Annotated in this window: 11 protein-coding genes and 1 tRNA gene; 4 read left to right on the forward strand and 8 right to left on the reverse strand. The window is 32.5% G+C overall.

Annotated elements, in window-relative coordinates; translation table 11 throughout:
• Positions 1–73: 73 nt before the first annotated feature.
• The 7 genes from NLG42_RS03190 to NLG42_RS03220 form a co-directional block, all read right to left on the reverse strand.
• Positions 74–1,252, reverse strand: coding sequence for a virulence-associated E family protein (locus NLG42_RS03190; protein ID WP_257682981.1), 1,179 nt, complete (start codon positions 1,250–1,252; stop codon positions 74–76).
• A 102-nt stretch (positions 1,253–1,354) separates the two neighbouring features.
• The gene (locus NLG42_RS03195; RefSeq protein WP_257682982.1) at positions 1,355–1,642 is read right to left on the reverse strand and encodes a helix-turn-helix transcriptional regulator; all 288 of its coding nucleotides are present in this window, start codon (positions 1,640–1,642) and stop codon (positions 1,355–1,357) included.
• 93 nt (positions 1,643–1,735) lie between these two features.
• Positions 1,736–2,464 (reverse strand): hypothetical protein, encoded by a 729-nt coding sequence (locus NLG42_RS03200; protein ID WP_257682983.1) that lies wholly within the window; start codon positions 2,462–2,464, stop codon positions 1,736–1,738.
• Between the two features lie 167 nt (positions 2,465–2,631).
• Positions 2,632–2,705 (reverse strand) — tRNA-Ile (locus NLG42_RS03205).
• A gap of 147 nt (positions 2,706–2,852) precedes the next feature.
• Positions 2,853–3,257 carry a methylmalonyl-CoA epimerase gene (gene mce / locus NLG42_RS03210; RefSeq protein ID WP_099718032.1) on the reverse strand — a complete coding sequence of 135 codons (405 nt, stop codon included), beginning with the start codon at positions 3,255–3,257 and terminating at the stop codon, positions 2,853–2,855.
• 1 nt (position 3,258) lies between these two features.
• Complete coding sequence (locus NLG42_RS03215; protein WP_257682984.1) at positions 3,259–5,622, reverse strand: hypothetical protein; 2,364 nt, start codon at positions 5,620–5,622, stop codon at positions 3,259–3,261.
• Positions 5,582–6,562, reverse strand: a complete 981-nt coding sequence (locus tag NLG42_RS03220) for a hypothetical protein (RefSeq protein ID WP_257682985.1) — start codon at positions 6,560–6,562, stop codon at positions 5,582–5,584. The genes NLG42_RS03215 and NLG42_RS03220 overlap by 41 nt, the downstream gene beginning before the upstream one ends.
• Before the next feature lie 196 nt (positions 6,563–6,758).
• On the opposite strand from NLG42_RS03220, the gene NLG42_RS03225 reads away from it, so the two are divergent.
• Positions 6,759–8,447, forward strand: coding sequence for an Ig-like domain-containing domain (locus NLG42_RS03225; protein ID WP_257682986.1), 1,689 nt, complete (start codon positions 6,759–6,761; stop codon positions 8,445–8,447).
• Between the two features lie 21 nt (positions 8,448–8,468).
• Positions 8,469–8,903 carry a cytochrome c oxidase assembly factor Coa1 family protein gene (locus NLG42_RS03230; protein WP_257682987.1) on the forward strand — a complete coding sequence of 145 codons (435 nt, stop codon included), beginning with the start codon at positions 8,469–8,471 and terminating at the stop codon, positions 8,901–8,903.
• Between the two features lie 13 nt (positions 8,904–8,916).
• Here the strand turns inward: NLG42_RS03230 and NLG42_RS03235 are convergent, their stop codons facing one another.
• Entirely contained in the window at positions 8,917–9,687 is a 771-nt protein-coding gene (locus tag NLG42_RS03235) for a nitrilase family protein (protein ID WP_257682988.1), read from the reverse strand.
• A 234-nt stretch (positions 9,688–9,921) separates the two neighbouring features.
• Between NLG42_RS03235 and NLG42_RS03240 the strand changes: the two genes are divergently transcribed.
• Both NLG42_RS03240 and NLG42_RS03245 read left to right on the forward strand, forming a co-directional pair.
• Complete coding sequence (locus tag NLG42_RS03240) at positions 9,922–13,077, forward strand: SusC/RagA family TonB-linked outer membrane protein (RefSeq protein WP_257682989.1); 3,156 nt, start codon at positions 9,922–9,924, stop codon at positions 13,075–13,077.
• Between the two features lie 34 nt (positions 13,078–13,111).
• The gene (locus tag NLG42_RS03245; protein WP_257682990.1) at positions 13,112–14,641 is read left to right on the forward strand and encodes a SusD/RagB family nutrient-binding outer membrane lipoprotein; all 1,530 of its coding nucleotides are present in this window, start codon (positions 13,112–13,114) and stop codon (positions 14,639–14,641) included.
• Positions 14,642–14,654 lie beyond the last annotated feature (13 nt).

Here is a 14,654-nt window from a genome sequence, read left to right on the forward strand (position 1 = left end):
CTACCTAAATAAAACACTACTATTGAATTAGTTAAACCATATTAGGTAACTAGGTAGGTATATTTATATTTACTTAAGTATCTGTAAAACCCCACGGAGAATCCTTAAATTTAGGTTTAGCTAAATAACCATAGACTTGCCGCTTAGAATGCTTTATTTTACGAAAGCCATATTTCGTTAAGGCTGAACCAATTTTTTGATTACTCAATTTCTGCCCCATAACCTGTAATTCTGTGACAATTTCAGTTGAAGTTCTAAAATCCACTATACTCTCACTAATGGAATAGTACTTTAAAATAAATTCATTCTCTACTGTTTGGATAGTAAAACGTTCATTTCTTAATTCATTAACTTTTATCTCTTCCTGAGTTAAATCTGATTTAAAATCTTTTTGATGCTTAAAAATATGATAAGCTTGTGACCAAAAATTATCAATATTAAATTCCTTACTGTATGAAAAATCAATTTTATCAATAACGCTAAAAATAATCCACCGTACAGAACCTGTATCATCACATAAAAATTCAGCACGATTTGTTGAAGCTAAAAATGAACACGTTCGATAAAGTAGCGTTGACTTATCCCCATACGGCAAACGTTCATTGACAGATACCTGACTTATTAATGCCTTTATTGCATTAATATCATATCTACCCATCACATCCAATTCCTCTATATTCACAATAAAAGCTTTGGCGAGCTTGACTCGTTCATCTTTTCCAACTCCTAAATTTGTATATAAGTATTTTTCCAGTTGAGCAGGACATAAAAAATTTAAAAAATAAGATTTACCAAAACTCTGCCCACCTTCTAAAACCAATACATGCTTATTTATAGCCTCCTTCATAAATACCGTTTTAACTGCACGAACTGCCCATTTAAGGAGATGGAGATAAAACAATTCGTTATCGTCCGTATTTATATAGCTGGCGTAGCTTTTGACATGATCTTTACCATTCCAAGGTGGTAAGTTTTCAAAATATTCCATTAGTGGATTAATACGTTCTATAAAATGTGATTTCAAATATGTTTTAAAAACTTGTGGACTAACATTTAGTTTTTCTCTATGAAGATGTATCAACAGAGAGGATTCGTTAAAATCGATTTTACGTTTAGAGTGTGCATCAAATATTTCATATTCCAATGCAATTTCATTAAACTTGATTTTAAAATACTTAGATAATTCTTCCTTAATTTTGTCATACACAGAATCCTTGCGTGATGACACGTCATATACGCTTATTTCTTCCATAAATAGATAATTGATGAATAAGTATAATGCATATATTTGCACATACTCTTTTTGAGTTACATAAAAAGCTTTGTAAGCGTTCAAAAGTGGATTTTTGAACGCTTATTTTTTTAATTGCTTGGAAAATTTAGACAAAACTTCCTCGTCAGAATAGACTTTATGCTCCCTGATCCATGCAACTATCTCAACTCTATCGAAGAAAAGTGCTCCATTGGTAGGCTTGTTATGAGGGATCAATTTTTTAGCACTAAGTTTGTGAATAGTGCTATCTGAAAAGCCTGTATAAGCCATCAAGTCTTTTATAGTAAAAATTTCTTTTTGGAACTGATTACCCTTTGTAATCATCATTTTAATTTCATTTAACTGTTCAATAATTTTTTGTGGACTCATAATAAATGATTTAAGATTATGAGGCTAAATTATTTAGATGAAGCTAGATGAAACGTGGATTTGCGACTTGGTCACATAAAAATTCGGGGTAATTCACCTTTTTTTTAGACTATCGTATATTTCTCTTTGGTAAGGGGTAACTAATATTCTTTTTATATCTGACAATGATTTTTCATTTACAGGAAAATATTTTCCTGCTCTTTTATATAGAAATAATGAAGCCATTATTTTTTTACTAACCTTATAATTTGGATCTATTTTTATCAAAAATGGAATCATAAATTCATTAATAAAACCGTGTGTACCGTTAGCACTAATTTCTAGTTTAAAAGTATAATTGTCTTTAGATTTTTTTAAAGAATTACCAATCAAAATTTGAAAATCACTTAATGATGTGTCATCATTAAATAAATCTATTTTTCTAAATTGGTTATAATAATGATATATGACATCTTTATTGGAATCCAAAAGATCATTAATTTTTCTATCAGAAATATTTTTGGAAGGTTTTTGTGAATTTTGGAATTGAGATAAATTACTGTTTGACTTTTCTCTATTATATCGATTAAAAATATTATCGCCTCTTAAGAAATACACAGATGATACAGTAAGTAAAAACGTAAAAATAACAGCTAAGCAAAACATTATGGAATTAAATATGACAAAAGTATCATTACTTATTTGAACAACACACAATATTGCAACTGAAAAAGGTAATAAAGGAGCTGCAATTAAAGAAACTTTTTTAGATCTAAATACAGAATTTAACTTTTCGAATTGTCTATGAAGAAAGAAGAAAAATGCTTCAATTCTACCCGCCATAATAGTAGTAATTTTTAAATTAAGAGTAAAAATACTAAAAAAATGTAGCTAATTGAAACAGAATGAAAAGTTTACTATCTTTGTAAAGTCAATAATTTGTTGTACATATGTTGTACTGATAGAAACAAAAAAGCCTCTACATTGCTGTAAAGGCTTGATTTTAAGAGTGGTCCCACCTGGGCTCGAACCAGGGACCACCTGATTATGAGTCAGGTGCTCTAACCAGCTGAGCTATAGGACCGGTTTAGAGGATGCAATATTACTACTATTTTTCATTCACACCAAATATTTTAAGACATGATTTGCATTTAATTTTAATTCGAAGCCCATGTTTCAAAAACAAGATTGATTTTCAAGACATTATTGAGAATAAAAAAAGGAACTTTTTTTATCTAATTTCCTGACAAAGCTCAACCAAAACACCATTTGTATTCTTTGGATGCAAAAAAACCACCAATTTATTATCGGCGCCTTTCTTCGGAACTTCATTTATCAATACAAAACCTTCGCTTTTTAGGCGTGAAATCTCGGCATGAATATCTTCAACATCAAAAGCGATGTGATGAATTCCTTCACCTTTCTTTTCTAAAAATTTCGCAATCGGGCTTTCTGGATTGGTCGCCATCAAAAGTTCAATTTTGTTTGTTCCAGTTTGAAAGAAAGAAGTCAAAACTCCTTCACTTTCTACGGTTTCTTCTTTGTACGACGGAACGCCCAATAATTTCTCGAACAATACATTTGCATCGTCCATATTTTTTACGGCAATTCCAATATGTTCTATTTTATTTACCATCTTATTTTAATTGAGTTACATAAGTATTAAAATAACCACATTCTGCAATTACATCCTGATAATATTTAGTATCCGAATATTCTTTTTGCAGCGTTTTAAATCCATTCCAAGCAATAAAATTCACTTTATCATCATTCGCATCCCACCAATATTTAACACTATTGTATTTAGTATTATAATATTCGTTTCGTTCGCATTTCGAAATTAAATACACGCATTTTGCTTTCTGTTCCTTTGTAGATGCTGCCTGCAATGCTTTTTGGTAATACATTTTAGAAACACTGCAATCTGTAATCATCTTTTTCATAGAATCTCTAAACGAATATGGACTTGAGCCGTAACCTACAATAGTAATTTCGTAGAAAGTTCTTCCGTTTCCAAAATGCGAAATATTATAAAATGCATTTCCTAACAATAAACTATTGGTGTAAACATCTTCGTTTTTAGCCAGTTTATCCTGCATTTCTTTTATTGTATTTAAGAAATCCATTTGTGTATACTTTCTTTTTTGGTAAGCTGCATGATCACAATCGTGGCAGTCTTTTATACTTCCGTTAAACGGATTTCCTAAAAATTTAGAATTCTGAACTGAATCTGTCTGTTTCATAAACTCGATAGCTTCTGGAATTTTGTTTTTGAAAGTTGCCTGAACTGCCTGAAAGTTATTAATATCCTTTAATTTCAAACTATAAATTCCCGCACCAATATTCTCTATTTCAGACTTATTCGATTTTGACAAAAACGTTTTTATTCCTTGTAAATTCTTCTCATCATCATAAAAAGCATTTCCATCATTCCAATAGCTGTAACGAGATTCGCCAAAAATCTCAGCCATAACTAAATTTCCTTTTTCACGATAAAGCGTAGACAAATAACTTCTGCTCCATGAAGAAGCATTTTGATAACGAAACTCTTGTCCTTTATAGTTTTTTGGAAGTCCGTAATACAACCAATTCAAATCGGCTAGAATTGCTTTTTCGTTTTTATCCGTCAGTTTATCAATTTTACTTAAGTTATTTACAAAACGCAATAAACGAAGCTGCATTCCTGCCAATTCTGTTTTAGGAAGCGTTTTTACCGCTTTATCAAAATTCTTATCTGCATTTACATAATCACCTTTTAAAGTCTGCAAATACCCAAGAGACAAATCCCATAAATAAGGTCTGTCTGTATTTCCTGCCGCCGAAATTTTAGCAATTAAATCCAGCGCTTTTTTATCCACTTTAGCTTGATTTTCGGTTTTGTTTTCCGCAACAGTCAGCTTTTTTACAGGTTGGTTTTCTCCACCATCCTTCTGAAAAGAGTTATTTATAGACTGTTCAAGTCCGTTTACCAATCTAGTCGCCAAATAATTTAAATGTTCACTTTTTGGATCTAATTCGTAAATTTTCTCGATTGCCTGTTTTTCATCTTTATAATATCCGTGAATAGCCCAAAGTGCTGCTTTCTCTTTATTAGTCTTTGCCATTGTCAGCGCTTTATTCCAGTCTGTTTCATTTTTTGGAGCAAAACTATACGCTGTTACCACTCTTAATTCAGGACATTTATCAAAAACCTGCGCATACAAATAGTTCGAAACTGCATATTTTCCTTGTTTATGATTGATTCCTGCAACGTATGAAAGCGCGCGATAATACAATGTGTTTTTAGGAACTGAGCTTTCTGTTTTATTAAAAAACTCAATTGCTTTTTGTTTATTATTACTATAAAAACGAGCTTTCATAGTAAGAAACCAATATCTATTTTTCAAGAAAGGATCGGACAAAGTATTGTAAACATTCTCGATTGACTGAATCATTTTAGCATCATTGAACGTTTTTGCCACAACGGGATCATAACTCCAATGATCTTCGCTAATTGAAACGGTTTCTATTTTTTGTGCCAAATACAAAAACTCAACAAAGTTTTTTATTTTTTCGTCTTTCAATGGCATCTTTTTTCCCCATTTTAAAGACGAAGCATTCTCTTTTTTAGCTTTGTAATACACATGAAGATCTGTGATTTCTTCCTTATTCTTAATCTTATTTTTATTATCTGAATAATAATTTGGCTTCTCATCACCAATTAAAAAATAATTTACTGTTGTAGTATCTATTTTTCCTTTTAGATAAGCTGCCCAATCTGATTTTATGTCTTTATTGAAACGTGAATTATGCTGCGTATCATAACCAATTCCGTAGAAAATACCATTCGACAAAAAAAGCGGTGAATAGGATTTATCTGCAAACGTTTCTGGAGTAAAATTAGAACTATAAAGACCAAAATAATCCCAATCTCCATCTGCACAAGCATAAATTATTCCGTATGTAAAAAGGAAAGCTGCACTAAAACCAAGAAACAACTTGCTTAAAAATATTCTTTTCATAATTATTAATATTGAATTCGTCTAAATCGTAAAATATAATTTCTTTTGGAGACTGAGCTTTATTATCGTCTAAATCTTCAGCCATTTCTTTTAAATCTTCGGGAGAAATTGTCTCTGTTTTCAGCAGATCATTTTCTTGGTAATAAACACCATTTTTGTAATTAGATTGTTTTACTCTAAAAAATATTGAACTAACCTGCTCGAAGTTTTTATCTTTTTTGAGTTCGTTGATATTCAATTTCGAACGCAAACCTAAAACCTTTTGATTCCTAATATGAATTGCCCACGAATAAATAGGAAGCGCATAATCAAGATGCAGTGGATATTTCTTTAAACTTTTAAGATATTTCTCTGAGATTTTTCGGCTGTAAATAGAGTTTAATGAATCTGGCGCTATACTTCCCATATTGTAAAACATCAAAACGCCGTTATCTACATTCGGAATTTTAGTTTTCTTAAAGTACTTAACTTGATGAAGTCTGATTGTGGCCGAGAGTTTTTTCTTCGAAAGCTTTTTAATCTGCTCAATAAACTTAAGATAATTGTCTTTGCTGTTCAATGTCCAATCGCAGTCAATTTGAATTTCGGTACAATTAATTTTATTCTTGCTGTTGATTTCAGTAATTAAATGAATCGTCTTTTTTGCAAGATCTTCAACGTCTAAATACTTCTCAAGCATTACTTTATTTTGAATAAAAACAACTGGAACTATTTCAAACTCTTGCACATTTTCATAAAAATGAACTGGACTTACAGGAAATAGTTGTTGGGTTTGAGGATCAAGTCCGATGTCAAAATATCGGACATAAAGTTTATGAACCTCATTGTCTTTGAGAGCTGTCTTTTCTGTTTCTGAAAATTTTAGATTGGTTTTCCAATAATAAAAAGAAATTATTGGCTGGTCTTTTTTGCTGCATGCAGTCAGAAAAAGAAGTAACAAAACCCAAAAAAATCTTTTAACCAAAACGAAGTGATATTATATTTAAAATCAAAAGTAAGAAATTATCTCGTATCAGAGATTTTAAATTCTAAAAATTGCGAAAATATCTACGGTTCGAAATCCTAATAAATGGCCAAAAAATTTCAATTAAAGCAAATATAATTGTTATTTTGTGCAATCAAATTTAAAAACCGCTATGTTTAAAAGCAAACTCAAATATATTTCATTTTTACTGGTATTATTAATGGTGAGCTGCGCCAAAAGAGGCAATATTACTGGCGGATTAAAAGACACTCTGGCTCCTATTTTAATATCCAGCACTCCTAAAAACTTAACTACAGATTTTCAGGGAAACGAGATTACATTGGTATTTGATGAATATGTTAAATTAAAAAACCTCAACAAACAGCTTATTATTTCTCCTCCAATGAAATATGAGCCGCAGATTACGCCTGTTGGTGTGAGTAAATTTTTAAAGATAAAACTTAGAGATACTTTACAGCCTAATACTACTTACAGCTTAAATTTTGGACAAAGTATTACTGATAATAACGAAGGAAATCCGTTGAACCAGTTTAAATACATTTTTTCAACCGGCGCTTATATCGATTCTCTTACTCTTGGCGGAAAAATTAAAGATGCTTACGCAAAAAATGTGGACAACTTTGTTTCTGTAATGCTTTATGAAGCAAACGACAAATACAAAGATTCTGTCATATACAAAGAATTTCCGCGATACATTACCAATACTTTAGACAGTATGAGAACTTTTAAATTTGAAAATTTAAAAGCTGGAAAATACTTGTTAGTTGCTCTAAAAGATAAAGGAAGCAATAATAAATTTAATCCAAAAGACGATAAAATTGGATTTATAAAACATTTTATTACGGTACCTAATGATACCATTTTTGAGTTAGATTTATTTAAAGAAACACTGCCTTTAAAAGCATTCAAACCAATTCAGGTTTCAGGAAACAGATTACTTCTTCCGTATGAAGGAACACAGAATTTTAAAAATTCGAAACCAAAAATTGTACTAAAAAACAACGGACTGGTACTGGAAACTATCGTAACACAATTTCCTAAAAAAGATTCGCTGCAAATTTGGTATAAACCTTTAAAAGCTGATTCATTGTCGTTGGAAGTGAGTAATGACAAGTACAATAAAAAATTCACTTTTAAGATTAAGGATCAGAAAAAAGACACTTTAAATATTAAAGCTGTTCAAAACGGTGTGCTTAATTTCAGAGAAAAATTCACGTTAGAAACCGAAACTCCACTGGTAAAATTTGACAAAACAAAAATTAGACTCGTAAATAAAGATTCTACTGCGGTTGATTTTACTACTGAATACGACGAATTCGAACAGAAATTGTACGTTGATTTCAAAAAAGAGCCTTTGCAAAAATATAATTTCACATTTTTCCCTGGCGCGTTAACTGATTTCTACGACAAAACAAATGATACGTTATCGTATAAGTTAACTACAAAGGAATTTGAAGATTATGGCAATCTGGTTTTGAATTTACAAAACGTAAAACGCTTTCCTATAATTGTTGAAATCACCAATAAAAAAGGTGATAATGTGTATGCTTCTGAATATTCTGAGGGCAAAACAAAAATTGAATTCAACTTACTGCTTCCAGAAGAATTTACGGTTAGAATTATCTATGATGATAATAAAAATAAGATGTACGACACGGGTAGTTTCTTAAACAAAACGTATGCTGAAGAGGTATTTTATTATCAAAAAGGCGTAGATGTTCGATCGAATTGGGATGTTGATCAGTCGATTGATTTAAATATTCCTTACAATCCTGAAGTCGAGAAAAAAGACGATGATTTAAAGAGAAAGAAGGAAGAGAAAAAACAGAAAGCTTTTTAAATCTTAATTCAATCGCATAAAATGGATACTGAATTAATCGAGAGTAAAAACTGGTTTCAATCAAACTGGAAATGGATTATTCCTTTAGTTCTTTCATTGGTTTTAATCTCCGGCTATTTATTCTCGAGCTCCGACGAAAACATAATGGATTTTGCTCAAGCCTATAATGATACTGCATTGTATGAAAAGGCGATAGAAAAAGCCAATTCAAACAAAAGAATCTTGGAAACTGTTGGAGAAATTCAGCCAATCGACAAATTAGCGATTTTAGAAGGCAACACGATGTATGCTGACAACAATACTTCGGTTGTATTATCGATTAGAATTAAAGGCACAAAAAGCAATGGTAAATTAGATATTACGGCTAAAAAATTGGGTTCAGAATGGGAATATAAAAAAATTCTTGTTCGCTGTAAAAATCCAAAAGAAGAGATTACAGTTGTAGATTCCAATTAAAACATCTTGTTTCTTAGTCCAAATTGATTTTAAAACTGTCTTTATCGTTTAAAAAAGCGAACTTTTTTCGAGCTTCCAGCATTACATTTTTATCTAGTTCAAGTACAAAAACATCTTCTGTTTCCTGTGGTTCTAAAATATAGTTCCCTAAAAAATCTATTGCCTGCGAATGTCCAATATGCTCAAAATTATTGGCATCAAGTCCAATTCTGTTTACTCCAATAACATAACTTAAATTTTCAATGGCACGTGCTTTAAGCAAAGTGTCCCAAGCATTTGTGCGTACTTTTGGCCAATTGGCAACATACAAAAGCAAATCATAATTTTCGACATTTCTAACAAACACTGGAAATCTCAAATCATAACAAACCTGCAGGCAAATTTTCCAATCGAGATAATCAACTATTACTTTTTGAGTTCCTGCTGTATAAAATTCCTCTTCGCCAGCTAATGTAAATAAATGTCGTTTGTCATAAAACTGAGTTTCACCTGACGGAAAAACAAACAGCATTCGGTTATAATACTTTTCATTTTCAACAATAACCAAACTTCCTGCGACTGCACTGTTTTTTGCTTTTGCCATAGTTTTCATCCACAACACGGTTTCTCCCTGCATAGTTTCGGCAACTGCAGAAGGATTCATGGTAAAACCAGTTGAAAACATTTCTGGGAGAACAATAAGATTTACTTCAGAATCGAGCTGATTTATTTTCACTTCAAAGCATTTTCTGTTTTCAGAAGCATTTTCCCAATAAAGGTCGGATTGAATTAGTGCTGTTTTCATACTTCAAAAATACGAATTTTCAGCTAAATTTTTTTTGCATCTAAAAAAGTTACCGCTGCAAAATTTTCTCAAAGAGCCTTTTAAAACTGCACTTTTTTTGGAAAACAAAAATACATCAGCAAAAAAATATGCAAAAAAAATGCATTTCTTGCAAAAAAAATGCAAATGTGAAAAATAAATATATATATTTGATCGCCAATAAAAACCAAAAAAAAACATGAAAACCAAAAAATTATGAAAACAAAGTTAATTTCATTAGTGTTTATTGGGGGGGTAATCTTCTCAGCAAATGCGAAAGAGACTGCAATTAAAAAACATCTTTTTGAGCAAAAAAGCAGTCAGGTTGAAATTTCGGGCCAAGTGATTGGTCAGGATGACGGAATGCCAATTGCGGGAGCGACAATTTATGCTAAAAGCAACAAAAAAAATGCATCTATTACTGATGAAACAGGAAAGTTCAAATTAAATGTTCCAGAAAACGAGACTCATATCATTGTTTCCTACATGGGTTACGCAACTTTAGAATATGAATTAAGTGCCGTTAAAGATTTAGTTATACGCTTAAAACCTGCAGAAAATGTTTTAGATCAGGTTTTAGTAACTGCATTAGGAGTTAAAAAAAGCAGTAAAGCGGTTGCTTATGCTGTGACTGAATTAAAAGGAACTGAGTTTACAAAGGCTAAAGAAACTAATATCTCAAATGCTTTAGTAGGGAAAATTGCTGGTGTAAACGTAAGCAGCACAGCAACGGGACCAAACGGTTCGACAAGAGTTGTTATTAGAGGAAATGGTTCCTTAAACGGAAACAACCAGCCAATGTATGTGGTTAACGACTTACCTATTGACAACACACAGCTTAATTTACCTGGAATTGGAAATGGTGCGGGACAAACTAGAATTAATGTTGACCGAGGTGATGGAACTGCTGTTATAAATCCTGATGATATTAAAACCATTACGGTTCTTAAAGGTGGAACAGCTGCGGCATTGTATGGTGCAAATGCTGCAAATGGTGTCATCTTGATTCAGACAAAAAGAGGTTCAATTCAAAAAGGAATTGGAGTTGAGTATAACACCTCTTTTACTTTTGAAACTCCATCAATCATACCAGATTGGCAATACGAATACGGATCTGGAGATGCCAATAAAAAACCAACTACTAAGGCAGAAGCAATAAATTATGGCCGCTGGTCTTGGGGTGCAAAAATGGACGGAACTGATGTTATTCAATTTGACGGAGTGAAAAGACCATACAGCCCTCAGAAAAACAATATTAAAAATTTCTACGAAACTGGAACAACTTTTATCAATTCGATCGCTTTATCCGGCGGAACTGAAAAAGCAACAGGACGTCTTTCGTTCTCGAATATGGACAATCAATCTGTTGTGCCAAACTCTGGTTTTAATCGCAAAAGCATAAATATTGCGAGCAACGTGAACTTAACTGATTGGTTAAAATTTGATGTAGTAGCGCAATATAATTTAGAAAAAAACAACAATAGAGTTACCGTTTCAGATGCTGAAGCAAACCCTAACTGGGGAACTTATATGATTGCCAACACAGTTGATATTAGAAATCTTGCCCCAGGTTATGATGAAAACGGCGTTGAAGAAGCTTGGAACCCAGTAGCAATTGCTACAAACCCTTATTTTGTTGTTAATAAAATAAAAAACAGCGATACTAAAAACCGTTTTATCGGTATGCTGAATGTAAAATTGAATTTTACACCTGAGTTATTCCTTCAAGGTAGAATTGGTCAAGATTTTACAAACTATGATTTCTTTGGTTACATTCCAAAAACAACTTTGAACAATCCAATTGGATATGCGCAAGGTTCAAAAATGAAATTATCGAACTTAAACTCTGAAGCTATTCTTAATTATACTAAGAAAAATATTTACGGCAATTTCTCTTTAAATGCATTAGCAGGTGTAAACTCTCGTACTACTTTGAGAGATGAAACAAGAATTGAAGGTTCTGGTTTTGTATTGGATGATTTTTACGCACTTAGCAACTTAGGTACAATCACTTACAGTTATCCTTACGGAAAAACAAAAACAAACTCTGTTTATGGTGCTGTAGATTTAGATTATAAAAATGTGGTGTTTTTAAACTTTACAGGTCGTCAAGATTGGTTCTCAACACTTTCACAAGACAACAACTCTGTGTTTTATCCATCGGTTGGAACAAGTATTATAGTTTCTGATATTGTAAAAATGCCTGAATTTATTTCATTTGCAAAACTTAGAAGTTCATGGGCTCAAGTTGGAGGAGCAACACCAGATCCTTATGCATTAAACCAATCTTACTCAATGGTTCAAGGCGGACATAATGGTGAACAATTGCAAACACCAACAAGCAACAGAGTTCCAAATTCAACTTTAAGTCCATTAACTTCTACAACAATTGAGGTTGGAACTGATTTAGGATTTTTCAACAATCGCTTAAATCTAGATTTTGCATGGTACAATCGCTCAACTACAAATGATATTGTTGAAACTACAATTTCAACAGCTTCAGGAGCAAACAGCGCTTTGTTAAACCTTGGAAAAATGAGAAATAAAGGAATTGAATTTTTAGTGAGCGGTAAAATCATCAACTCACGTAATTTTTCATGGGATGCAAGTTTCAACGGTTCTTACAATGAAAACAAAGTTGAAGCGCTTACAGATGGACTAAACTCTATAACGATGGCAACTTCTGTAAACGGTTACGCAACTATTACAAGTGACGTGGGACATCCTTACAGCACAATAAAAGGATACAGACCTCTTAAAGATGCTAAAGGAAATACAGTTTATACGCTAAGCGGAGGTTCTGCAGCAATCGCAAGAGGACCGCTGGAAATATTAGGAGAAGGTGTACATCCTTGGACAGCCGGTATTACCAATGAATTCAAATACAAAAACGTATCATTCAGCTTTTTAATTGACGGTAAATTTGGCGGTAGTTTATACTCAGGAACTGATTTGTACGGAACACGTATGGGATTAACTAAGTTGACTCTTGAAGGTCGTGAAAACGGACTGCCTATTAAAGGTGTTGACACAAACGGAAATCCTGTTGATATGGTTATCGCTCCAGAAAACCTAAGATATTATTATGATGGTTTAAAAAGTATTTCATCAACATTTATCTATGATGCAAGCTTCATAAAACTACGTCAAATAATATTGGGCTACACATTACCAGTTGATAAAATAAGAGGTTTATCAAAACTTCAAGGAGCTTCGATCTCATTTATTGCAAGAAACCTATTCATTCTTTACAAGAAAACACCAAACGTAGATCCTGAATCTGTATTCAGCGCAGGAAATGCACAAGGTGTAGAGCAATTTGGAGTGCCAAAAACCAGAAGTTTCGGTTTAAGTTTAAATATCAAATTTTAAACTCATTTTATCTCTAATTTTTAAATTAAAAGACATGAAAAAGATAACCCTTTTATATATAGCAGGTATCCTTTTAGGAAGCATGACAGCCTGTACGGAAGATTTTGAAGAAATCAATTCCAACCCAAATGCAGTTGAAAAACCAAATCCGAATTTTATTTTCAGCAGAGCACAGCTGGACGGCTTGGCAAACAACTATTTTTTCACCAATATACTGCAATGCGGCGGAATGCTGCAGCATTATGCTACTTACAAAGAAGCTTCGGGCGTTGGAGACAAATATTTGAATAATGAAGTTTATTACTCTGCTTATTTCAACCAAGCCTATCCTACGGCATTAAACGAAACAGAAATTGTAATTAATACAGTAAAAAGCAATCCGAACGATAGTAACAAACTTAATATTGCTAGAATCTGGAAAGCCTTTTTATATCATAAAATTACCGATTTGTACGGAGACATTCCATATACAGAAGCGGCAAAAGCAAATAGTGCAAATGTTTTTCTTCCAAAATATGATTCACAAGAATTCATATACAAAGATTTATTGAAAGAACTTGACGAAGCTGCTATTGCATTAGATCCTGCGAAACCAAGTTTTGGCAAAGCCGATTTTATTTACGCTGGAGATGTAGCAAAATGGAAAAAATTCTCTTATTCACTAATGCTTCGTTTAGGATTAAGATTATCGAAAGTTGACCCTGCTTTATCAAAAACTTGGGTAACTAAAGCAATTGCTGGAGGAGTAATTTTAAATAGCGGCGATAACGCAATTATGACCTATAAAGATGGGCCAAACAACTTTAACCGAAATCCGGTTGGTTTTGACTCTAGAAGTGAAGATTACTCAAATGGATCATACGGAAAAACAAATCGTGAAGGTGGTAAACTTGCTAAAACATTTATTGATTTACTAAAAAACACTGCCGATCCTAGAATTAGTGTTTACTCTGGAGTATGGCAGGGAACTGTTCAGAATACAAGTGCCGCTGTGCAAAAAGGATTTCCTAACGGAATAAAAACGGCTCCATCACCAGAAGAACAGCAAACTTATTCTGAACCAAATCAAAATACTATTTTAAGATTTGATGCGCCGCTTGTACTTATAAGCAATGCCGAAACAAACCTGTATTTAGCAGAAGCTGCAGCAAGAGGATGGTATACTACTGAAACAGATAAAGATTTATATGAAAAAGGTGTAAAAGCATCTTTCTTAAACATGGGAGTTTATGGTACGTCTTACGCAATTGCAGATGCCACACCTTATTTAACCGCAAATCCGTATAACGCGTCAGGATCATTTGAAGCAAAAATGAATCAAATTCATACTCAAATTTATATTGCTTTGTTTGTTGACGAACAGGAAATTTATGCCAACTGGAGAAGAACAGGATATCCTGTTTTGGTTCCTGTAAACTATCCAGGAAACGTTACAAATGGCACAATTCCAAGACGTATAAAATACCCAACAGGCGAATATTCAGTGAATTCGACTAACTTAGCAGAAGCGGTTAAGCGACAAGGAGCAGATACTTTCACAACAAAAATCTGGTGGGATAAATAAAAACACAATTCAT

The organism is Flavobacterium plurextorum, from assembly GCF_024638035.1.
Classification (GTDB): domain Bacteria; phylum Bacteroidota; class Bacteroidia; order Flavobacteriales; family Flavobacteriaceae; genus Flavobacterium; species Flavobacterium plurextorum.

Coding starts and splice junctions, on each gene's coding strand:
- NLG42_RS03190 (WP_257682981.1), bottom strand. CDS start 1,252: ATGGAAGAAATAAGCGTATATGACGTGTCATCACGCAAGGATTCTGTG.
- NLG42_RS03195 (WP_257682982.1), bottom strand. CDS start 1,642: ATGAGTCCACAAAAAATTATTGAACAGTTAAATGAAATTAAAATGATG.
- NLG42_RS03200 (WP_257682983.1), bottom strand. CDS start 2,464: ATGGCGGGTAGAATTGAAGCATTTTTCTTCTTTCTTCATAGACAATTC.
- mce (WP_099718032.1), bottom strand. CDS start 3,257: ATGGTAAATAAAATAGAACATATTGGAATTGCCGTAAAAAATATGGAC.
- NLG42_RS03215 (WP_257682984.1), bottom strand. CDS start 5,622: ATGAAAAGAATATTTTTAAGCAAGTTGTTTCTTGGTTTTAGTGCAGCT.
- NLG42_RS03225 (WP_257682986.1), top strand. CDS start 6,759: ATGTTTAAAAGCAAACTCAAATATATTTCATTTTTACTGGTATTATTA.
- NLG42_RS03230 (WP_257682987.1), top strand. CDS start 8,469: ATGGATACTGAATTAATCGAGAGTAAAAACTGGTTTCAATCAAACTGG.
- NLG42_RS03235 (WP_257682988.1), bottom strand. CDS start 9,687: ATGAAAACAGCACTAATTCAATCCGACCTTTATTGGGAAAATGCTTCT.
- NLG42_RS03240 (WP_257682989.1), top strand. CDS start 9,922: ATGAAAACAAAGTTAATTTCATTAGTGTTTATTGGGGGGGTAATCTTC.
- NLG42_RS03245 (WP_257682990.1), top strand. CDS start 13,112: ATGAAAAAGATAACCCTTTTATATATAGCAGGTATCCTTTTAGGAAGC.